The sequence below is a fragment of the Streptomyces sirii genome, assembly GCF_045690365.1.
Lineage (GTDB): Bacteria > Actinomycetota > Actinomycetes > Streptomycetales > Streptomycetaceae > Streptomyces > Streptomyces sirii.
Window position 1 is genome coordinate 7,265,454 of the sequence record NZ_CP147982.1, and the last position, 21,470, is coordinate 7,286,923.

Consider the following 21,470-nt stretch of genomic DNA (forward strand, 5'->3'; position numbering starts at 1 on the left):
CGGTGACCTGACTGCCCGTCATATTGCCCCTGGCTCCCGCACCGGCCGGACGGCCGTGCGCCGCATGCACACCCGTGGCCAGCGATCCAGGCCGAGTGCCGCCTCCTGGGAGCGAATGGCCCGCAGACCGGGCGTGAGTTCGGCGTCGGCCATCCTTCGGAAGCCGATCCGCTCGTAGTACGGCGCGTTCCACGGCACCTCGGTGAACGTGGTCAGCGTCAGCGCGAACGGACCACCGGCCCGCTCCGCCCGGTCGATGAGCCGGCGGCCGATGCCGCGGCGGGCATGGTCCGGATGCACCGAGACCTGCTCGATATGCGTGGCGCCGTCGACCGGCTCCCACAGCAGATAGGCGACGGGCAGACCGCCGTCGTATGCGGCCAGCACCCGCCCGGCGCGCTGGTACTCGGCCAACTGGGCCAACGGGGGTGGCTCGTCGTCCGCGACGGATGCCATGCCCAGTTCCCGGAACGCCTCCCCGGCGGCCCGTTCGACGGCGCGCAGCACGGGCAGCTCGGCGGGGGCCGGTATGTCGATGATCACCGGGCCAGTGTCGCCGGTTCCACCCGGCGCGGCGACCGGATTTCCCGGCCCGGCCCGGCGAGGGCGCAACGGGGCTCCGTGGACCGGCGGCGGTGCGACGCGGGACAGTGGGCGGCCCTCACCGACCTGCCGCGCCGTACTTGATCAGTTCGTCGGCCGGGTCGTTGACCGGCTGCGGAGTGCCGGTGAGGTCCATGACGAACAGCGGGATGTGCAGATCGTCGGCGCGGGCCCGGGCGTCGCGTGCGTAGCCGGCGAGGGAGAAGAAGACCGCGATGGCCGAGTCGTTGAGGCCGTTGAGCCAGACGCACTCGATCTCGCGGAGCTTGGTGGAGCGGGTCGAGGGGTCGACCTGGGCGACGACGCCGGTACCGCGCAGATCCACGCCGGAGGCGGTGCGCTCCTGGGTCCGGGCGACATCGGCGTAGCCCAGCCACTTCAGATACTGCTCGGCGGCGGTGACGCAGTCGCGGGCCGTCCGGATCGTGACCGGGCGGAAGGCGGGCCGCAGGACGGCGCGCGGGGTGTCGGTGTCGGTGGCCCACGGCGCTGCGGACTGGGGCACGGTCCTGCCGGGCGAGGGGAAGTTCGGCGGGGGCGGCGCCGGAGCCGGGACCACCGGGACCCGTACGACCGTCCCGCAGGCACAGCCGGACTCCGGCGCCGGCCACTCGTCCTGCCGGCCGCAGACCTCGCAGCGCACCTCGACCCAGGAGGACTGCCAGGTGCGGTGGAGTATCTCGACGGGCACCCCGCCGCGCAGTACGGGCACGGTCAACGGCGCACCGCAGGCACACGGGAAGGTGGGCGGGGTGAAGGCGTTCTCGCGGCGGCACGTGGGGCACCGCACCGGCACGCTGTCGGCCATGGTCGGCTCCTGGCGGGTTGGGACGGCAGACGGGTCGATTCTGCTGCGGACCCATCGTCTCTCCAAAGTCGGCCGCCGGGGGACGAATTCCGCTGACAGCGCCAGGTCGCAGAGAGAAAGGTGAGGGGAGCCAGGGCGCACGCGGGGCGTATGGCAGGCGCACGCCGCCGGCATCCGGTACCCCGGACGCGCCGGGGGCCGGGCCGCGTCCCCGACGACGCACCGGCCCGACGACGCACAGGGCCCGGAATCCGTGACCGTACGGATTCCAGGCCCTGTGCAGTGGTTCCCGTCCGACAGCGCGAGGGTTGGGCGCGACAGGACATCGCACCGCCGGACGGAGTCTGTGGGGGAGGAGGCGGGCTCCGCGGTGGGGGAGATGGCTCGCCCTCCCTATTGGGCGAGCACTGCCACCGCACTGGGATCTCCCCATACCGCGGAGCCCGCGCTACCTCTCCGTGCCGGCCGACCACCCCTCAACGGGCCGGCCGGCACGGATGCGCAAGGGAACTGACCTCCCGTCAGCCCTGGCGCAGCTTTTTCCGCGCGCGGATCAGTCCTCGCGCAGCTCGCGGACCTTGGCCTCGACGCGCTTGCCGTAGTCCTGGTCGGCGGCGTGGAAGTGCGCGAGGTTCTTCTCGATCACGTCGTCCCGGCTGACCTGGGAGAGACCGCCGGCGATGTTGTCCACCAGGCGCTTCTTCTCGTCCTGTGACATCAGGCGGTAGAGCTCACCGGCCTGGAAGAAGTCGTCGTCCTTGGTGTGCGCCGGAGCCTCGTGGGTGCCGGTGTAGCCGGTGACGGCGAGCGGGGCGGAGAGCGCCTCGTTCGTCTGGACCGGGCCGCTGTAGGAGTTCGGCTCGTAGTTCTTGGCGTGCCGGTCGTAGCCGTTGGCCGCCATGAGGCCGTCCCGGCCGTAGTTGTTGGCCTGAGTCGCCTTGGGGGCGTTCACCGGCAGCTGGGTGTGGTTGACGCCCAGGCGGTAGCGGTGCGCGTCGGCGTAGGCGAACAGCCGGCCCTGGAGCATCTTGTCCGGGGACGGGCCGATGCCGGGCACGAAGTTGTTCGGCGAGAACGCCGACTGCTCCACCTCGGCGAAGACGTTGTCGGGGTTGCGGTCCAGGACCAGGCGGCCGACCCGCTGCAGCGGGTAGTCGGCGTGCGGCCACACCTTCGTCAGGTCGAACGGGTTGAAGCGGTAGTTCGCCGCCTCGGCCGCCGGCATGATCTGCACGTACAGGGTCCAGGAGGGGTACACGCCCCGCTCGATGGACTGCAGCAGGTCGGTCTGGTGGCTGTTGGGGTCCTTGCCCGCCAGCTCGGCGCCCTGCTCGCTGCTCAGGCTGCGGATGCCCTGGTTCGTCTTGAAGTGGTACTTGACGAAGAAGGCCTCGCCCTTGGCGTTCGTCCACTGGTAGGTGTGCGAGCCGTAGCCGTTCATGTGGCGGTAGGACGCCGGGATGCCGCGGTCGCCCATGAGCCAGGTGATCTGGTGGGTGGCCTCGGGGGCGTGCGCCCAGAAGTCCCAGACGTTGTCCGCCTCCTGCTTGCCCGTGAAGGGGTCGCGCTTCTGCGAGTGGATGAAGTCGGGGAACTTGATCGGGTCCTTGATGAAGAACACCGGGGTGTTGTTGCCGACGAGGTCGTAGTTGCCCTCTTCGGTGTAGAACTTCAGGGCGAAGCCGCGCGGGTCGCGGGCCGCGTCCGGGCCGCCGAGGTTGTCGGCGACGGTCGAGAAGCGGATGAACGTCTCGGTCCGCTTGCCGACGGTGCTCAGGAAGTCGGCCCGGGTGAAGCCGGTGACGTCGTCGGTCACCTCGAAGTAGCCGTACGCGCCGGAGCCACGGGCGTGCACGACACGCTCCGGGATGCGCTCGCGGTTGAAGCGCGCGAGCTTCTCCAGCAGGTGCTGGTCCTGGAGGATGATCGGGCCGCCGACGCCGGCGGTGGAGGAGTTCTGGTTGTCGGCGACCGGGGCGCCGGACTCGGTCGTCAGCGTGGGCTTCGACATGGTGACCTTCCGTACGAGAGCGCGGAAGTTGGCTTCCGCATGTCGGAGCGTAAGAACAGCCCCGACCAAACGTCAACAGTTTGTTGAAACAAACCTGGGGTGGGTGTGCGGGTGGGTATTCCGGACGGCGGCCGTGCCTGGGCGCGACAGGACAGGTGTCGGCGCGGCCACCGCCCGGAAGCGGGTGGGAAGAGCCCTACGCGGCCCGGACCTCGATGAGGACCGGCCGCCGCGTGGAGACGGCTTCCTTGCGGGCCCACTCGGCCGCCGAGCGGAGCTCCGCCGGATCGAGGACGTCGCGGCCCGCACAGCCGTACGCCTCGGCGAGCTTCACGTGGTCGGTGAAGTCGGCCTCGTGGTCGAGTGGGGTGAGCATGATCAGTACGAACGGCACCTCGTGCCGCACCGCGGCCGCCAGTTCCTCGGCCATGTACGGCAGGGCCTGGCCGTCGATGACCGCCACGACCTCGGCATCCGGCTCGCCCCGGGAGTCCAGCGCCTTGCGGACGCCGATCGCGGCGGGCACCTCCCAGCCGGGAGGGCCGCTGCGGGCGTAGCCGCCCGCCGAGCCGCTGATGACATACGGGTCCGGTCCGAAGAGTCCGGCGATCTCCGCCAGGGCCCCGGACACCGGGGCACGCAGGCCGTCGAGGCCGCCGAGGTCCGCCGGGGCGGGCGGTCGCGGCGCCGTACCGCTTACGGATCCGGCCCCAGAGGGCCGCGGGCCGGTCCCGACGCCTCGCTCGGCGTCATACGTGATCTCCGCCGCGGCCAGATCGGCCGGGACATCGATCAGGACCGGTCCGGGGCGGCCCTCCCGTGCGATGCGGAAGGCCTCGCGAAAGGCCCCCGGAATCCGCTCGGGATCCACGATCCGTTCGGCGCGCTTGGTGACCGGACCGGCCAGCCGGATCAGATCCGGCGGCCGGAAGGCCGTGTGGCGCAGCGGGCCGGTCTCCGCCCGGCCGGTGATGCAGACCAGGGGGACGGCGTCCTGCTGGGCCGCGTACAGGCCGGTGACCAGCCGTGCCGCCCCCGGGCCCGCGGGCACCGCGGCGACGCCTGCCCGCTCGTTGGTACGGGTCCAGCCGTACGCCATGTGTGCGGCCGCCTCTTCGCGGCGCACCGGCAGATGCCCGATACCGCCGACCTCCTCCATCGCCGCGTACAGCGGGTGGAGGGCGGCGCCGGGGCAGCCGAAGGCGATGTCGACGCCCTCGTCCTTCATGATCTGGACTGCCGCCCGTATGGCGGGGATCCGCTGCGCCGCCATGGACTCAGCTTTCGGTGGTGTGTCCGGAGAGGCGTTCGACGCCGCGCAGGAGGGCGGAGTGGTCCAGGCCGCCGTCTCCTTGGGCGCGCAGGGAGGCGACGAGGGAGGCGACGACGGTGCCGACGGGGAGGGCCGCGCCGACGGTGCGGGCGGCGTCGGTGACGATGCCCATGTCCTTGTGGTGCAGGTCGATGCGGAAGCCGGGCTTGAAGTCGCGGTTTTTGAAGTTGTCGGTCTTGCGGGCCAGGACGGTGGAGCCGGCCAGGCCGCCGCCCAGGACGTCGAGGGCGGCGGCGAGGTCGACGCCGGACTTCTCCAGGAAGACCACGGCTTCGGCGCAGGCTTGGATGTTGATGGCGACGATGAGCTGGTTGGCGGCCTTGACGGTCTGGCCGGAGCCGTGGGGGCCGCAGAGCACGATGGTCTTGCCGAGGGCTTCGAGGACGGGGCGGGCGGTGTCGAAGTCGTCCTGTTGGCCGCCGACCATGATCGACAGGACGGCTTCGATGGCGCCGGCCTCGCCGCCGGAGACGGGGGCGTCCAGGACGCGGATGCCCTTGTCGGCGGCGGCCTTGGCCAGGTCGATGGAGGTCTGGGGGGTGATCGAGGACATGTCGATCAGCAGGGCGCCGCGCTTGGCGTTGTCCAAGATGCCGTCGGGGCCGTAGGCGATGGCCTCGACCTGCGGGGAGGCCGGGACCATCGTGATGACGATGTCGGCGTCCTTGACCGCTTCGGCGATGGAGCCGGCCGCGGTGCCGCCGTTCTTGGCGAGGCGCTGGAGCTTGTCGGCTTCGAGGGTGTAGCCGGTGACGGTGTAGCCGGCCTTGATCAGGTTCTCGGCCATGGGCGAGCCCATGATGCCCAGCCCGACCCATGCGATCTTGGGGAGATTGCTCATTGGAAATGCCTCTTTCAAGCAGGTGCGTCAGCCGGCAGGTCGGCTGATAGGTCAGGAGGTGGTGGGGGTGGCGGCGCGCAGGGGGGCGGGGAGCCATTCGAAGGCGCCGGCGCTGGGGCCCTCGCCGGGCTTGTACTCCAGGCCGATGAAGCCGTCGTAGCCGGCCTTCCTCAGGCGGTCGATGAGGCCGTCGAAGTCGAGTTCGCCGGTGCCGGGGGCGCCGCGGCCGGGGTTGTCGGCGATCTGCACATGCGCGGTCTTGGCGGTGTAGCGGTCGATGACCTCGTCGAGGTCCTCGCCGTTCATCGACAGGTGGTACAGGTCCATCAGGAACCGGGCGTTGTCCAGCCCGGTCGCCGCGTTGACCGCGTCGATCACCTCGATGGCCCTGGGCGCCGAGACGATCGGGCACCGGGGCGACTCGGGCGCGTTGAGCGCCTCGATCAGCAGCGTCCCGTCGACCTCGCCCACCGCCCGCGCGGCGAAGGCGAGATTGGCCAGCGCCAGCTCGTCCTGCTCCGCGGGGTCCACACCCTCGACGCGGTTGCCGTACAGGGCGTTGAAGGTGGTGCAGCCCAGCGAGGTGGCGAAGGCGATCGCGACCGGCACATTGGCGCGGAAACGCTCCGACTCCTCACCCGGCACCGACAGTGCGCCGCGGTCGGGGCCCGGCAGCCGACCGGCGTAGAAGTTCAGCCCCACCAGCTGCACCCCGGCGTCCTCGAGCGCGACCCGCAACGCATCCAGCTCCGCCTGCTCCGGTACCGGGGCGTCCACCCACGGCCACCACAGCTCCACCGCCGTGAACCCCGCCGCCCGCGCGGCCGCCGGCCGCTCCAGCAACGGAAGCTCGGTGAACAGGATCGACAGATTGACGTTGAAGCGCGTGTCCGTGAAACCCATAAAGGCCGGCGCTCCTTCCGGATAGTGGAACTGTTTTTCTGCTTAATGGAACATTGCCTGGCGGGTTCCGAGGCTGTCAAGGGGGCCCCGGGGCAATTTCTGGTGGCCGGGCCGAACCGCGCGTAGGTTGAGCGGCGTGCGATTGAGAGTTGAGTTCACGACGGAGCCGTTCGACCTGGATGAGGCGCCGGCGCATGCGGTGGTGGCGCGCGACATCGTCACCGGCGCCGAGCTGGACGCCGTCGATGTCGGTCCGTTCGGCAATACGGCCGAGGGCGACGCCGATCAGGTGCTCGGTGCGGTGTCCGCGCTGCTGCGCGAAACCCTGCGGGCGGGCGCCACCCGGGTCTCCCTGCAGGTCAACGTGATCGGGGAGGCCGCGCGGGGCGAGGGGGACGCGACGTGACCGAGCCTGCCGACCACCCGTTCGTCCAGGCGGTCAAGCCGCTGGTGGACGCCATGGGTGGACAGATGGTCGCGCCGGACCTGGCCCAGGGCGACGATGTCGTGCTGGCCTGGGAGGGGCAGGAGCGGGTCGCCGTACGGCTCCCGCATCTGTCGGATTCGCTCGACCACATCTTGGCCGAGCTGGAGCGCCGGCACGGTATGCCGCTGGCCGAGCTGGACCGCAAGACCAAGCAGTCGGTGGTGCGGATTCTGGAGGCCCGCGGGGCCTTCTCGGTCCGGCACGGCGTCGAGACGGTCGCGGGTGCCCTCGGCGTCAGCCGCTTCACCGTCTACAACTATCTGAACAGGGAGAATGCCGCGAAGGGCGCCGACTGAGGCGATCCGGACGAAGAGTCCCCCGACTGCCGAAGCCGCCGTCCCGCATCACCTGGACGGCGGCTTTTGTGTCACCGACTTTTCAACAAAGTGTTGACGTGATGTTGCCGGAGGTCTTAGCTGTTTCCAGCCAACCAGAGCTGTCCAGCACCAGGCCACGGAGGCTTCCCGTGTCTTCGAGCAAGACCCCGGGGCTCACCCGGTTCAACACCGCCGACGACAGTGCGGCACGGGCCGCACTGCACGAGGTGTGTGCCAGCCGGGCATGGGGGAACAAGGTTCTCGCCCAGCGCCCCTACGCCACCACCGACGCCCTGTTCGCCGCCAGCGACGCCGCCATGGCCGAGCTGACCGCACAGGACCTGGCCGAGGCGATGGCCGGGCACCCGCCCATCGGCCGGCCGAAGCCGGGGGACCCGACCTCGAACCGCGAGCAGAGCGGGATGGCCGGCGCCTCCGACGAGCTCAAGGCGGAGATGCTCGAACTCAACCTGGCCTACCAGGAGAAGTTCGGCCATGTCTTCCTGATCTGTGCCTCCGGCCGTACCGGAGAGCAGATGCGCGATGCGGTCCGTAACCGGATCGACAACACGCCGGAACAGGAACGAGAGATCGTTCGCGTGGAGCTCGGCAAGATCAACCGGATTCGCCTGACCCGCATCGCGGAGCACGCGGAAGGAGACGCAGCATGAGCAGCGAGACGGCTGCACCGACGTCGGTGTCCACGCACATCCTGGACACCAGCGTGGGCCGCCCCGCGGAGGGCGTCGCCCTCACGCTCTCGGTGCGCTCCGGCGGCGACGGTGCCTGGACCGCCCACGGCGCGTCCAAGACCGACGCGGACGGGCGCTGCAAGGATCTGCCGGCGCTGCCGGAGGGCACCACCCACGTACGCCTCGACTTCGCCGTCGAGGAGTACTTCGTCGCAGAAGAGCACAGCACACACCAGCAAGCCGAGGAACAGCAGGACGCCCCCCGCGTAAGGGACAGCGGAGCTTTCTTCCCGGAGGTGGCAATCACCTTTGCCGTCAAGCCGGGCGAGCACTACCACGTACCGCTGCTGCTCAACCCGTTCGGCTACTCCGTATACCGAGGGAGCTAGCACCGACATGCCCACGATTCTCGGCCAGAACCAGTACGGCAAAGCGGAAAACCGCGTCGTCAAGATCGTTCGCGATGGCGACACCCACCACATCAAGGACCTGAACGTCTCCGTCGCCCTCTCCGGCGACCTGGAGGAGGTCCACCTCTCCGGCTCCAACGCCCACTGCCTGCCCACCGACACGACCAAGAACACCGTGTACGCCTTCGCCAAGGAGTACGGGATCGAGTCGGCCGAGCAGTTCGGCATCCACCTGGCCCGGCACTTCGTGACCAGCCAGGAGCCGATCAAGCGGGCGCGGATCCGGATCGAGGAGTACGCCTGGGAGCGGATCGAGACCTCCGACGCCAACTCCCGCTTCATCGGCGCCGAAGAGGTCAAGCACTCCTTCGTCCGCCAGGGCCAGGAGACCCGGCTCACCGAGATCGTCTACGACGGTGAGCAGTGGCAGGTCATCTCCGGTCTGAAGGACCTCGTGGTGATGAACTCCACCAACTCGGAGTTCTGGGGCTACATCAAGGACAAGTACACGACGCTGAAGGAGGCCTACGACCGCATCCTCGCCACGCAGGTATCCGCCCGCTGGCGGTTCAACTGGACCGACGACGAGCAGCGGATGCCCAACTGGGAGCGTTCGTACGAGCAGGTGAAGAAGCACATGCTGCAGGCCTTCGCCGAGACCTACAGCCTCTCCCTCCAGCAGACCCTGTACCAAATGGGTTCGCGCATCATCAACAACCGCTCCGAGATCGACGAAGTGCGGTTCTCCCTCCCGAACAAGCACCACTTCCTGGTGGACCTGGAGCCGTTCGGGCTGAAGAACGACAACGAGGTCTACTACGCGGCGGACCGCCCGTACGGCCTGATCGAAGCCACTGTCCTGCGCGACGGTGTCGAAGCCCGGATCCCGGTGGATCTGACGAACCTCTGAGCGCCTTTGACGCCACGCCGTGCCTCGCGTCCCCTCCTCACCCGACAGCGGGGAGGGGGCGCGGATCCTGAGGGGAACGACCCATGGCACAGCCATCGCACGACCCGCACCACCTTCCGTCCCCGGTCCACCCGGTGGACGAAAAGCCGGCGGCCAAGCGGCTCGTCCCTGCCGCGCTCCAGCACATCGCCGCGATGTACGCCGGTGTCGTCACCCCTCCGCTCATCATCGGCCAGGCCGTCGGCCTGGACGCCGCGGGCCGCACCCGGCTGATCGCCGCCGGCCTGCTCGTCGCCGGGCTCGCCACGCTCCTGCAGACGCTCGGCATCCGTCGCTTCGCCGGCAACCGGCTGCCGTTCGTCAACGCGGCCAGCTCCGCCGGAATCACCCCGATGCTCGCCATCGCCGAGACCACCGCGAAGGGCCATCAACTCCCCGCCATCTACGGGGCGGTCATGGTCGCCGGAGTCTTCTGCCTCGCGATCGGTCCGTTCTTCGGGAGACTGCTGCGCTACTTCCCGCCGCTGGTCACCGGCGTCGTCATCACCCTCATCGGGGTCACCCTGATGCCCGTGCCGGTCGGTTGGGCGCAGGGCGGCGACGAGCACGCCGCCGACTTCGGCGCCATGCCGAACCTGGCGCTCGCCGCCTTCACCCTCGTGGTGATCCTGCTCGTCCAGCGCTTCACCCAGGGCTTCGTCAAGCAGATCGCCCTGCTGATCGGCCTGGTCGTCGGCACCGTCGCCGCGATCCCCTTCGGGATGGCGAGCTTCGACGGGCTGCGCTCGGCCCCGGTCGCCGCGCTGCCCACCCCGTTCTCCTTCGGCGCGCCGGAGTTCCAGCCGGCCGCGATCCTCTCGCTGTGCCTGGTGATGCTGGTGCTGATGACGGAGTCGTCGGCCGGCATGCTCGCCCTCGGTGAGATCTGCGACCGCCCCACCACCAGTGCCACCATCACCCGCGGACTGCGCACCGACGGCCTGGCCACCCTGCTCGGCCCCGTCTTCGGCGGCTTCCCGACCAGCGCCTTCGCGCAGAACGTCGGAGTGGTCTCGCTGACGAGGGTACGCAGCCGCTATGTCGTCGCACTCGCCGGCGGCACGCTCCTGGTCCTCGGTGCCTTCCCCGTCCTGGGCGCCGTGGTCTCGCTGGTGCCGATGCCGGTCCTCGGCGGTGCGGGTATCGTCCTGTTCGGCTCGATCGCGGTCAGCGGTATCCGTACGCTCGCCGAGGCCGGGCTCGACGACAGCTCCAACATCATCCTGGTGGCCGTGTCGCTCGGCGCCGGCATCATCCCGCTTGCCGCGCCGACCTTCTACGCGGACTTCCCCGCCTGGGCGCAGACCGTACTCGGCTCCGGGATCAGTGCCGGTGCCCTGGCCGCGGTCCTGCTCAATCTGTTCTTCCACCATCTCGGCACCCGGAGCCATTCGACGGTTCCGGCACTCAAATCCTCCTAGGGTCCTGCCGTGCCCGCCCCCGAGCTCCCAGACTCGTTCGAGCAAGGGGGAGCCCCATCGCCACCACAGAGAAGAGGAAGCACGATGGCACCATCGGCAGCCCAGCGCGTCGTCATCGAGAACTGTGCGATCGCGACCGTCGACGCCCAGGACACCGAGTACGCCTCCGGATACCTCGTCGTCGCCGACAACAAGATCGAGTCGATCGGCGCCGGCAAGGCCCCCGAGGGCCTGGAGAACGTGGTACGTCGCATCGATGCCACCGGCCACCTGGTGACTCCGGGTCTGGTCAACACCCACCACCACTTCTACCAGTGGATCACCCGCGGGCTGGCCACCGACCACAACCTCTTCAACTGGCTGGTGGCGCTCTACCCGACCTGGGCGCGCATCGACGAGCAGATGGTGCACTCGGCCGCGCAGGGCTCGCTGGCGATGATGGCCCGCGGCGGTGTCACCACCGCGATGGACCACCACTACGTCTACCCCAAGGGCTCCGGCGACCTGTCGGGCGCCATCATCAAGGCCGCCTCCGACATGGGCGTCCGCTTCACCCTGGCCCGCGGCTCCATGGACCGCAGCGAGAAGGACGGCGGTCTGCCGCCGGACTTCGCCGTGGAGACCCTCGAAGGCGCGCTGGCCGGCACCGAGGAGACCGTCAACAAGCACCACGACGCCTCCTTCGACGCGATGACCCAGGTCGCCGTCGCCCCCTGCTCGCCCTTCTCCATCTCCACCGAGCTGCTCCGGCAGGGCGCGGAGCTCGCCCGCCGGCTCGGCGTGCGGATGCACACGCACGGCTCGGAGACGGTCGAGGAGGAGAAGTTCTGCCACGAGCTGTTCGGCATGGGCCCGACCGACTACTTCGAGTCCACCGGCTGGCTGGGCGAGGACGTGTGGATGGCGCACTGCGTCCACATGAACGACTCCGACATCGCGGCCTTCGCCCGGACGAAGACCGGTGTCGCGCACTGCCCGTCGTCCAACGCGCGACTGGCCGCCGGCATCGCCCGGGTCCCCGACATGCTCGCCGCCGGCGTCCCGGTCGGCCTCGGCGTCGACGGCACCGCCTCCAACGAGTCCGGCGAACTCCACACCGAGCTGCGCAACGCGCTGCTGATCAACCGCCTCGGTGCGCACCGCGAAGCCGCGCTCAACGCCCGCCAGGCACTGCGCCTGGGGACCTACGGTGGTGCGCAGGTCCTCGGCCGTGCCACCCAGATCGGCTCCCTGGAGCCGGGCAAGCTCGCCGACCTGGTGCTGTGGAAGCTGGACACGCTCGCCCACGCCTCCATCGCCGATCCGGTGACCGCCCTCGTCTTCGGGGCCGCGGCTCCGGTCACGCTCTCCCTCGTCAACGGCAAGCCGGTCGTCGAGAACGGCCGTCTGCTGCACGCCGACGAGGACGCCATCGCCCGCACCACGCGGGCCGAGGCGCAGCGTCTGGCCCGTATCGCCGCCGAGGGCTGACCCCCGCGGCGCGGCACACGCGGCCGACGCAGCTCACAGACTCGGCCGGGAGGGACGGCTCCCGGCCGGGCTTGTGGATCCGAGCGGGATCCACAAGCGCCGGACCCCGGGGGTGCGGGATCGATCCTGTACCCCCGGGCCGCCGGCCCTCCCCACCGTCGTCCACGCGCCACAAGCGCGCCTTCCCGCAGCATCGCCCACCAGGCGTCTTCTCGTACCACGCACCACATGGCAAGACCTCCGTGACAGCCTCGCACTCGCCGGCCCCCGGTGACGCAGAAATCGAAGGAGGCCCGCAGTGGCCGCAACTCCCGGGCAGACCCTGGAGGAGGACCGGAAGCATCCGGTCGACGAGACCCTCCCGCCCTTCAAGATGTTCACCAGCGGCCTGCAGCACGTGGCCGCGATGTACGCGGGTGTGGTGGCCCCGCCGATGATCGTGGGGCCGGCCTGCGGGCTGAGCGCCACCGAGACCGCGTTCCTGATGGGCGCGAGCCTGTTCACCGCGGGCATCGCCACCCTCCTGCAGACCCTCGGCTTCTGGAAGGTCGGCGCGAAGCTCCCCTTCGTCAACGGCGTCTCGTTCGCCGGCGTCACCCCCATGGTCGCCATCGGCAAGGCCCAGAGCCCCGACAACGCGCTGCCGATCATCTTCGGTGCGGTGATCGTCGCCGGTGTGCTCGGCTTCTTCGTCGCCCCCTACTTCTCCAAGCTCGTACGCTTCTTCCCGCCGGTGGTCACCGGCACCGTCATCACCCTCATCGGTGTCTCGCTGCTGCCCGTCGCGTTCAACTGGTCCCAGGGAGGCAACTCCCAAGCCCCCGACTACGGTTCCCTGACGAACATCGGAATGGCCGCGCTGACCTTTCTGATCGTTCTGGTGCTGCGCCGGGTGCTGCGCGGCTTCCTCCAGCAGATCGCCATCCTGCTCGGCCTGATAGCCGGCACCCTGATAGCGATCCCCGTCGGCATCACCCACTTCTCCGCCCTCGCCGAGGCGGATCTGATCGGCTTCCCGACGCCCTTCCACTTCGGCGCCCCGCAGTTCGAGATCGCCGCGATCGTCTCCATGTGCATCGTGATGCTGGTCTGCATGACCGAGTCGACCGCCGACATGCTCGCTCTCGGCAAGATCGTCGACCGGCCGGCAGACGAGCGCACGATCGAGGGCGGACTGCGCGCCGACACCCTCGGCACCGCCATCAGTCCGCTGTTCAACGGCTTCGCCAACAGCGCCTTCGCGCAGAACATCGGCCTGGTCGCGATGACCAAGGTCCGCAGCCGCTACGTCGTGGCCACCAGCGGTCTGATCCTGATCGTGCTGGGCCTGTGCCCGGTGGCCGCCTCGGTCATCTCGCTGGTCCCGCTGCCCGTCCTGGGCGGTGCCGGCATCGTGCTCTTCGGTTCGGTGGCCGCCAGCGGCATCCAGACGCTGGCCACCGCCGCGATGGAGAAGGGCGACAACGCCCTGATCGTCGCGGCCTCCGTCGGCGTCGGCCTGATCCCGATCGCCGCGCCGGACTTCTACCACCACCTCCCCAAGGACCTGCTGGTCGTCCTGGACTCCGGCATCAGCACCGGCTGCCTGGTCGCCATCGCCCTCAACCTCGCCTTCAACCACTTCGGCGGAAAGGCGGCCGGGGAGGGGGCTGACGGGGAGACCGCTGACGGGAGTACGGCGGAAGGCCGACCGGCGGCCGACGGGGAGACGGCCGGGGCGACGCCCGCCGACGGCCCCGCCGACCCGCACATCCCCCAGCAGCCCGACCGCGGCGCCGTGGACGACAGCGGCGAGCCGGCGGCCACCCCCGCCCACTGAGGCACGGAGGCACTGAGGCACGAACACCGCCTGCGCCTGGCAACGGCCCGTAGGGGAGCGCAACTGCTGCTCCCGTACGGGCCGTTGGGCATGCGGCGCCCGGTGTGGCCGGGGCGCGGGCGGCGGGTCAGTCGATGTGGAAGCTCTCCCCGTAGACCTTCCAGTCCAGCGGAGTGTGCAGATCCAGGTTGCCGTTCCTGAGGAACACCCGCTGCGCGGTGTCGACCCGGCTGGTGTCGCTGTGCGCCTCCTCCTGCTTCATCGCCCAGACCCGGGCGTCGAGGAAGGCGTTGAGGTAGGTCTTCTCGTCCCCGCCCTGGGCCGGCGGCTTCGCCTTGGCCAGGGCGCGCTTGCGGATGCCGGAGAAGCTGGTCTTGTCGTCCCCGTCGCCGTGCATCACGATCGCGTCGTAGTACGCGAACTGGCCCAGCACGCCGATGCCGTCGGCCTTGCCCTGCTTGACCGCGGGGTTGAAGTAGACCCGGTCCCGCTCGTCGTTCTGGGCCTTTTGGAACGCGGGGTCCTGGGCGGCCTTCCGCCAGTCCTCGGGGTAGTCGGGGTCCAGCCCCTCGTGCGAGTCGCCGCCGTCCACCTCGCGCAGCGCGGGGAGGTACTTGGCGAGGACGTTGCCGGGCTTGCGCTGGGTGTAGAGCTCGACGAGCTCCAGCATGTCGTGGGTGCCGGAGCAGAAGCCGATGATGCCGCCGGTGTAACCGCGGCCGTCGCCGATGTCCTCGATGTACTTGTACTGGGCCTTCCAGTCCAGCGAGGAGTTCTCCGCACTGGAGACCAGCCGCATGGCGATCTCCTTCTTGGCCGGGTCGTCCAGGCCCGTCGCGGCCCGCAGGGTGTGCGGCGCGGAGCCGGTGGCGGCCGGTCGCGGGTGCTGCGCCGGGCCCGCCGTGGCGGCGACGGCGGTGACCGGTACGGCGAGCAGCGCCAGGCCCAGCGCGATGCGGGTGGCGGTCTTGGGCAGGGCCGTGCCTATCGATCGGGTGCGCATGGAGTCAGCCTCCAGTTCGGAGCGAGCCGTGGGGGATTCCCCAATCGTTAGGAAGCTTTCCTACCAGACTCCGGGTGCGGCGTATACCCGTCGGGCCGAGGCCGCGCGGGCCGGTCGGCAGGGCGGGACGGGGCCACGAGTCGGCCCAACTCATCGGTCCCGGACCGCGGTTGCTCGGTCCAGCAGCCTGCCCAGCAGCTCACGGATGCCCGGACCCGGATCGAAGTCCGGGACGGGGAAGGCGAGTTGGTGGAACACCACGCCGTCCATGTAGTCGAAGAGAATCTCGCAGTGCCGGCGCGGAACCGGCGAACCGAAGCGCTCCAGCCAGTCCGCACCCCAGTCGACGACGCCCTCGCGACCTCGGGTGAGCGCCGGGCGGAGCTCGGGCCGGGCCGTGGACTCCAGGTAGAGGGCGAAGCGGGCGGCGGTCCTGGCCTGCTCGGGCCCGGTCGCGTACCGCAGGAACCGGCTGACGGCATCGGCCAGTTCACCGATGTCGGCGGGGGCGACCTCCGCGGCGAAGGCCTCCCAGTCGCGGCGCTCCAGCGCCTGGAGGTGGTCGACGAGGCCGTCGATCAGTGCCGCCCGGTTGCGGAAGTAGTTCGACGTGGTGCCGGTCGGGACCCCGGCCGCGGCGTCCACGGCCTGATAGGTCAACCGCCGCGCGCCCTCGCCCCCCAGGACCTGGATCGCCGCGTCCAGGACCTGCTCCCGCCGTCGTGCCACTGCGTCTGCCTCTCTCGTCGCACCCGTTCGCACTACGTTTATAGTGCCGACCCACTGTAAACACAGTTCCGTGCGGCGCCGTCCGGCCGGCTCGCGCCACCGCGCCCGTGACGAAACGCCCGAAGGGCCCTCCGCAGCGCGACCCGGCGCTACGCAAGGGCCCTTCGGGCTCGATGGACGGACGTCAGCCCAGCAGCTCGTACGCCGGGAGGGTCAGGAAGTCGGCGTAGTCCGCGTCCAGGGAGACCTTCAGCAGCAGGTCGTGGGCCTGCTGCCACTTGCCGGCGGCGAAGGCCTCCGCGCCGGCCTCGGTGCGGATCGCGGCCAGTTCCTCCGCGGCGACCTTGCGGACCAGATCCGCGGTGGCCTTCTCGCCGTTCTCGAAGACCACGCCGGCGTCCACCCACTGCCAGATCTGGGAGCGGGAGATCTCGGCGGTGGCGGCGTCCTCCATGAGGCCGAAGATGGCGACGGCGCCCAGGCCGCGCAGCCAGGCCTCGATGTAGCGGGTGCCGACCTGCACGGCGTCGACCAGGCCCTGGTAGGTGGGCTTGGCGTCCAGGGAGTCGATGGCGATGAGGTCGGCGGCGGCCACCGAGACGTCCTCGCGCAGGCGGTCCTTCTGGTTCGGCTTGTCGCCCAGGACCGCGTCGAAGGAGGCGCGGGCGATCGGGACCAGGTCGGGGTGGGCGACCCAGGAGCCGTCGAAACCGTCGCCGGCCTCACGGTCCTTGTCGTTCTTGACCTTGGCCAGGGCCTGCTCGTTGGCCTCGGGGTCCCGGCGGTTGGGGATGAAGGCCGCCATACCGCCGATCGCGTGTGCACCGCGCTTGTGGCAGGTGCGGACCAGGAGTTCGGTGTAGGCGCGCATGAACGGGGCCGTCATCGTCACCGCGTTGCGGTCGGGCAGGACGAACTTGGCGCCGCCGTCGCGGAAGTTCTTGACGATGGAGAACAGGTAGTCCCAGCGGCCGGCGTTCAGGCCCGAGGCGTGGTCGCGCAGCTCGTAGAGGATCTCCTCCATCTCGTAGGCCGCGGTGATGGTCTCGATCAGGACCGTGGCGCGGATGGTGCCCTGCGGGATGCCGACGTAGTCCTGCGCGAAGACGAAGATGTCGTTCCAGAGGCGGGCCTCCAGGTACGACTCGGTCTTCGGGAGGTAGAAGTACGGGCCCTTGCCGAGGGCGAGCAGACGCTTGGCGTTGTGGAAGAAGTACAGGCCGAAGTCGACCAGGGCGCCGGGGACCGGACGGCCCTCGAACTGCAGGTGGCGCTCCTCCAGGTGCCAGCCGCGCGGGCGCATCACGACGGTCGCGAGCTCCTCGGCGGGCTTGAGGGCGTAGGACTTACCGGACCTGGGGTCGGTGAAGTCGATCCGGCGCTCATAGGCGTCGATCAGGTTGAGCTGGCCCGTGACGACGTTCTCCCAGGTGGGAGCGGAGGCGTCCTCGAAGTCGGCGAGCCAGACCCTGGCACCCGAATTGAGCGCGTTGATGGTCATCTTGCGGTCGGTGGGGCCGGTGATCTCCACCCGGCGGTCGTTGAGCGCAGCCGGCGCCTCGGCGACCCGCCAGCTGTCGTCGGCGCGGATCCGCGCGGTCTCCGGGAGGAAGTCCAGCGTGCTGGTCCGGGCGATCTCGGCGCGGCGCTCGGCGCGGCGGGCGAGCAGTTCGTCCCGGCGAGGGGTGAACCGGCGGTGCAGCTCGGCGACGAAGGCGAGCGCGACGTCGGTCAGGACCTCGCCCTGCCGATCCGGGGTGTGGGCGGGGTCGACTTCGGCGATGGCCAGCGGGGACGGCGCTGGTGCGGACATGAGCTGTCACTCCATTCAGCGGCGGTGCCTGGCGGCCGCCGGTGCGTCGAGCGGCACGGGGTGCCGCGGGCTCCGAGAAACGGTCGCGGGCGCCGTCTGGGTTCAGGGCGCTTCTGACCAGTGGAGACTAGTTTCCTTATTGCGGAACTTCAATGGTTTGTTGATGTCGAGATTCTCTGGGTCGACAGAAGTGGTGATCGATTGGCTCTCGGTGCCACCTCGGTCACTCTCCATTACGCCCGATCCGTCGCCGCAGGGGCGCCGACCGGCCTCGCGTCGGGCCGGTTCCGGCCCCGCGTCCGCCCCCCGTCGGCCCGGCCGGGTGTCACTCCAACCGGTGCAGGTCCTCCGGCGTGTCGATGTCGTACGGCTCGGCGATGTCGGCGCACTCCACCAGGGTGAGGGCGTCGGCGTGCTCCTGGAGGTAGGCGCGGGCGCCGCGATCGCCCTGTGCGCTCGCCGCGATGGCCGGCCAGCGGTCGGCGCCGAAGAGGGCCGGATGACCGCGGCGGCCGTCGTATGCCGCGGAGGCGAGCGAGCCGCGGCCCTCGTACGCGGCCAGCACCCGTGCCACCGCCGCGGCGCCGATGCCCGGTTGGTCCACCAGGGACACCACGACCGCGTCCGCGCCCGAATCGGCCAGCGCGGCGAGGCCCACGCGGAGCGAGGAGCCCATGCCCTGCGCCCAGTCCGGATTGTCCGAGGTGCCGTACACCGAGAGCTCGGCTCGCGCGCGTACGGAATCGGCGGCCGCGCCCAGCACGATGTGCACCGGGTCGCAGCCGCCGTCCCGTAGGGCGCGTGCGGCGTGCTCGACCAGCGGCCGTCCCCGGTGGTCGAGCAACGCTTTGGGCCGGCCCCCCAGGCGCCGCCCGCCGCCCGCGGCGAGCAGCAGGCCGGCCACCCTCCCCTCGGGCCGCGTCGAGGCTGCCGGGACTCCCGGGTCGCCTGTTCCTCCCGGGGGTGCCGGCGGTGTCGGTGGTGCGGGTGGTGTCGGTGCCATGAGGACTGCTTACCTCATGGCACCGCGTGGCGCGGCCCGTTGGTCAGGCCGCGTCGTCGGACGCCCGCGGGCGGGGGATGTTCGGCCGGAACCGCTCCCGCAGATGATGTGTGCGCTCCTCCACGCGGCCCCGCTCGGCGACGTAACGGTGTATGTGCTCCAAGGTGATCTCCGACGCATCGGACAGTCCGTACGCGCGGCAGATGAGCTGTACGACGCTGACGCCGTGGCGGTCGGGACCGGTGCCGGGGCCGGTGTCGGGCTCCATGGCGTTCTCCGATTCAGTGATATGCCGGATATTTTCCTTGGAGTGAAGAATGCTCCACTCTGCCCCCGCATACGCATCGGTTTCCGTACGCCCATGCCAACGGGTGCCGGTGGGAACGCACGTGCTGACGCATGATCAGGCGACCGCCCGGGCATCGCGGGGGCGTGCGCCGGTGGTCGGGAGGTGGCCCGGAAAGGCAGTCAAATCCGGGCGCGAAACCGGCTCTTCGGACATGCGTGACGTACGTCCACCGGCGATGTCACGGTGCGGCGCCTGGCCGGATAAGGTTCTGCCCCGTTGCGGACAACATGGCTCCCCGCCCATCTGGCGGGCGGAGCCGTACTTCTGAGTCGGGGGACGTCGTGGTGAACAGTGTGGGCTCTTCCGGGATTTTCCAGCCGCTGGAAGGCGACGACCCGCGGTCGATCGCGGGTTACCGTCTCACGGCGAAGCTCGGCGCCGGCGGCATGGGCAAGGTGTATCTCTCCTACACGCCCGGCGGCCGCCCGGTGGCCATCAAGGTGATCCGCCCCGAGTTCAGCGAGGACAACGAGTTCCGGCGCCGCTTCAAGCAGGAAGTGCAGTCCGCGCAGCGGGTGCAGGGACTGTTCACCGCGCCGGTCATCGACAGCGACGCCGAGGGCACCAGCCCCTGGCTCGCCACCGCCTACGTCCCCGGTCCCTCGCTGGCCGCGGCGGTCGCCGAGCACGGTCGGCTCCCGGTCCCCACCGTGCTGCTGCTGGTCGCCGGGATCGCCGAGGCGCTGCAGGTCATCCACGGCGCCGGCATCGTGCACCGCGACCTGAAGCCGTCCAACGTGCTGCTGGCCGCCGACGGCCCGCGCGTCATCGACTTCGGCATCGCGCGCGCCGCCGACGCCACGTCCCTGACCAGCAGTGGCGTCACCGTGGGCACCCCCACCTTCATGGCGCCCGAGCAGGCCGCCGGCAGCACCATCACCCCCGCCACCGACGTCTTCGCGCTCGGCCAGGTCGCGGCGTACGCGGCCATCGGCACCCCGGCGTTCGGCGAGGGCACCTCGCACGGGGTGCTCTACCGCATCGTCCACGAGGAGCCGGATCTGTCCGGACTGCCCGAGGAGCTGCGGGAGTTGGTCACCCGATGCCTGGCCAAGGACGCCTCGGAGCGGCCGTCCGTCTCGGAGGTCATCGAGCTGTGCGGGGCGGCCTCCGGCCAGACGCAGCTGCGCCGCCCCGAGGAGTGGCTGCCCACCGCCGTGGCCGCGGACATCACCACGCGTGCCGCGGCGCCGGCGCCCGCGCAGACGCCGCCGCCCCCGCTGGAGGCGCCCACCGCGGGCGCACCGGCCCAGCCGCCGACCGCGCCCGCGCAGCCGCCCACCCAGCCCGTGCAGCCGCCGTCCGCCCCGGCCGTCCCGCCGGTGGCCACCGAGCTGAACCACCCGCAGACCCCGCCGCCCGGCTTCGGGCCCGCGGCCTACGCGCCGACCGTCGGCGCCACCGCACAGAGCGCGCCGATGAACGCCGGCCCGGCGGCCGCCACCGGCCCGACGGCGACCGGCCCCACCGCGGCCTACCCCGCCGCCGTGGCGCCGGCCCCCGAGCCGCCGAAGAAGAAGCGCAAGGGGCTGATCACCGCTCTGGTGCTGGTCGGCCTGCTGGCCTTCGCGGGCGCCGGCGGCGGTGTCGTCTACACCTTCATGAAGGACAACGGCAAGAAGACCAACGACCAGGCCGCCGACGGCAAGAAGGGGAAGAACAGCGCCGCGTCGCCGACGCCCGCGGGGGACCCGACGGCGACCCCCGGCGGCGATGAGAGCAACGCCCCCGCCGCCCCCGCGCAGGACCCGACTCCGGTCGACTACAAGGGCATCAACCTGCCCGACGAGTACCACCTGTCGATGGCCGACGAGCCGGTGCAGCCGAGCAACTCGGACACCGACACCGACGTCGACTTCTCGTACGACGACAACAGCTACTCGGACGACCAGGTCGCCACCGAGAACGGCAAGCTGGTGCTGCTCACCCCCGGCCAGGAGGGCTCGCTCGAAACGTGCCGCAGCGAGACCCGGTTCACCGAGACCATCCTGACCAAGCAGCTCTCCAAGGGCGCGCAGATGTGCCTGACCACCGACTACGGCCATGTCGCCCTGATCACCTTCAAGGGCTACGCGCCGAAGTCGGACCCCAGCAGCTACATGACCGTCGACGTACGGGTGTGGCGCAACGCGGTGCAGCCCAAGGAGAACTCCTGAGCGTTGAGAGTTGAGTGCTGAGTGCTGAGTGCTGAGTGCTGAGTGCTGAGTGCTGAGCGCGGGGCTGTGGGCCCTGGGCGGGCGCTGAGCCCGGGGCGCGCCGAGGGCGATACGCCCCGCCGCGCCTGCGGCACACCACCAGCCCCCCAGTTCCCTAAGGGATGCGCCCCCGGCAGGCCGTATACGGCCTGCCGGGGGCGCATCCCTTAGGGGGTGCCGCGCACATGTACCCGCCCACCCCCCGTAGGGGGGTGGGCGGGAGGGAAAAAACAAGAGGGGAGGCACGCGACAGCCAACCCCCACCACGACCCCGTTCCCCCCGGAACAGCCTGGCGGCTCCCCCCGGAATGACC

The 21,470-nt window shown here is 70.5% G+C and carries 20 protein-coding genes; 9 read left to right on the top strand and 11 right to left on the bottom strand.

Annotation, left to right across the window (positions count from 1 at the left end):
• Window positions 1-18: 18 nt before the first annotated feature.
• From WAB15_RS32260 to WAB15_RS32285, 6 genes are all read right to left on the bottom strand, one after another.
• The gene (locus WAB15_RS32260; RefSeq protein WP_407288393.1) at window positions 19-543 is read right to left on the bottom strand and encodes a GNAT family N-acetyltransferase; all 525 of its coding nucleotides are present in this window, start codon (window positions 541-543) and stop codon (window positions 19-21) included.
• 118 nt (window positions 544-661) lie between these two features.
• Window positions 662-1,411 carry a hypothetical protein gene (locus WAB15_RS32265; RefSeq protein ID WP_407288394.1) on the bottom strand — a complete coding sequence of 250 codons (750 nt, stop codon included), beginning with the start codon at window positions 1,409-1,411 and terminating at the stop codon, window positions 662-664.
• 553 nt (window positions 1,412-1,964) lie between these two features.
• A complete protein-coding gene (locus tag WAB15_RS32270) occupies window positions 1,965-3,422 on the bottom strand; it encodes a catalase (RefSeq protein ID WP_399146401.1) in 1,458 nt (485 codons plus the stop codon).
• A gap of 196 nt (window positions 3,423-3,618) precedes the next feature.
• On the bottom strand, window positions 3,619-4,695 hold the full coding sequence (locus WAB15_RS32275; protein ID WP_407288395.1) for a thiamine pyrophosphate-binding protein: 1,077 nt from the start codon (window positions 4,693-4,695) through the stop codon (window positions 3,619-3,621).
• 4 nt (window positions 4,696-4,699) lie between these two features.
• Complete coding sequence (locus WAB15_RS32280; protein ID WP_407288396.1) at window positions 4,700-5,596, bottom strand: 2-hydroxy-3-oxopropionate reductase; 897 nt, start codon at window positions 5,594-5,596, stop codon at window positions 4,700-4,702.
• Window positions 5,597-5,647: 51 nt separating this feature from the next.
• Window positions 5,648-6,499: a TIM barrel protein gene (locus WAB15_RS32285; protein ID WP_407288397.1), complete on the bottom strand. Its 852-nt coding sequence runs from the start codon at window positions 6,497-6,499 to the stop codon at window positions 5,648-5,650.
• A 136-nt stretch (window positions 6,500-6,635) separates the two neighbouring features.
• Between WAB15_RS32285 and WAB15_RS32290 the strand changes: the two genes are divergently transcribed.
• The 8 genes from WAB15_RS32290 (at window position 6,636) to WAB15_RS32325 (ending at window position 14,064) form a co-directional block, all read left to right on the top strand.
• Window positions 6,636-6,905: a hypothetical protein gene (locus WAB15_RS32290; protein WP_407288398.1), complete on the top strand. Its 270-nt coding sequence runs from the start codon at window positions 6,636-6,638 to the stop codon at window positions 6,903-6,905.
• Window positions 6,902-7,282, top strand: coding sequence for a helix-turn-helix domain-containing protein (locus WAB15_RS32295; RefSeq protein ID WP_399148787.1), 381 nt, complete (start codon window positions 6,902-6,904; stop codon window positions 7,280-7,282). The genes WAB15_RS32290 and WAB15_RS32295 overlap by 4 nt, the downstream gene beginning before the upstream one ends.
• A 170-nt stretch (window positions 7,283-7,452) precedes the next feature.
• A complete protein-coding gene (gene uraD, locus WAB15_RS32300; RefSeq protein ID WP_399148788.1) occupies window positions 7,453-7,974 on the top strand; it encodes a 2-oxo-4-hydroxy-4-carboxy-5-ureidoimidazoline decarboxylase in 522 nt (173 codons plus the stop codon).
• The gene (uraH, locus tag WAB15_RS32305; protein ID WP_399148789.1) at window positions 7,971-8,384 is read left to right on the top strand and encodes a hydroxyisourate hydrolase; all 414 of its coding nucleotides are present in this window, start codon (window positions 7,971-7,973) and stop codon (window positions 8,382-8,384) included. Before uraD ends, uraH begins: the two co-directional genes overlap by 4 nt.
• A 7-nt stretch (window positions 8,385-8,391) precedes the next feature.
• Window positions 8,392-9,315, top strand: a complete 924-nt coding sequence (gene pucL, locus WAB15_RS32310; protein ID WP_399148790.1) for a factor-independent urate hydroxylase — start codon at window positions 8,392-8,394, stop codon at window positions 9,313-9,315.
• 83 nt (window positions 9,316-9,398) lie between these two features.
• Window positions 9,399-10,775, top strand: coding sequence for a nucleobase:cation symporter-2 family protein (locus WAB15_RS32315; protein WP_399148791.1), 1,377 nt, complete (start codon window positions 9,399-9,401; stop codon window positions 10,773-10,775).
• A gap of 84 nt (window positions 10,776-10,859) precedes the next feature.
• Window positions 10,860-12,245, top strand: a complete 1,386-nt coding sequence (locus tag WAB15_RS32320) for an 8-oxoguanine deaminase (RefSeq protein ID WP_407288399.1) — start codon at window positions 10,860-10,862, stop codon at window positions 12,243-12,245.
• Between the two features lie 298 nt (window positions 12,246-12,543).
• The gene (locus WAB15_RS32325; protein WP_407288400.1) at window positions 12,544-14,064 is read left to right on the top strand and encodes a nucleobase:cation symporter-2 family protein; all 1,521 of its coding nucleotides are present in this window, start codon (window positions 12,544-12,546) and stop codon (window positions 14,062-14,064) included.
• A gap of 127 nt (window positions 14,065-14,191) precedes the next feature.
• Here WAB15_RS32325 and WAB15_RS32330 read toward each other — a convergent pair whose 3' ends face one another.
• The 5 genes from WAB15_RS32330 to WAB15_RS32350 form a co-directional block, all read right to left on the bottom strand.
• Window positions 14,192-15,067 (bottom strand): chitosanase, encoded by an 876-nt coding sequence (locus tag WAB15_RS32330; RefSeq protein ID WP_407288401.1) that lies wholly within the window; start codon window positions 15,065-15,067, stop codon window positions 14,192-14,194.
• Between the two features lie 150 nt (window positions 15,068-15,217).
• On the bottom strand, window positions 15,218-15,796 hold the full coding sequence (locus WAB15_RS32335; RefSeq protein ID WP_407288402.1) for a TetR/AcrR family transcriptional regulator: 579 nt from the start codon (window positions 15,794-15,796) through the stop codon (window positions 15,218-15,220).
• A gap of 184 nt (window positions 15,797-15,980) precedes the next feature.
• Window positions 15,981-17,609: a malate synthase A gene (gene aceB / locus WAB15_RS32340; RefSeq protein WP_407288403.1), complete on the bottom strand. Its 1,629-nt coding sequence runs from the start codon at window positions 17,607-17,609 to the stop codon at window positions 15,981-15,983.
• Between the two features lie 325 nt (window positions 17,610-17,934).
• Window positions 17,935-18,513 (bottom strand): NTP transferase domain-containing protein, encoded by a 579-nt coding sequence (locus WAB15_RS32345; protein WP_407288404.1) that lies wholly within the window; start codon window positions 18,511-18,513, stop codon window positions 17,935-17,937.
• A gap of 142 nt (window positions 18,514-18,655) precedes the next feature.
• Complete coding sequence (locus tag WAB15_RS32350) at window positions 18,656-18,880, bottom strand: hypothetical protein (protein WP_399148797.1); 225 nt, start codon at window positions 18,878-18,880, stop codon at window positions 18,656-18,658.
• 362 nt (window positions 18,881-19,242) lie between these two features.
• Here WAB15_RS32350 and WAB15_RS32355 point away from each other — a divergent pair, with 362 nt between their 5' ends.
• On the top strand, window positions 19,243-21,117 hold the full coding sequence (locus WAB15_RS32355; protein WP_407288405.1) for a serine/threonine-protein kinase: 1,875 nt from the start codon (window positions 19,243-19,245) through the stop codon (window positions 21,115-21,117).
• Window positions 21,118-21,470 lie beyond the last annotated feature (353 nt).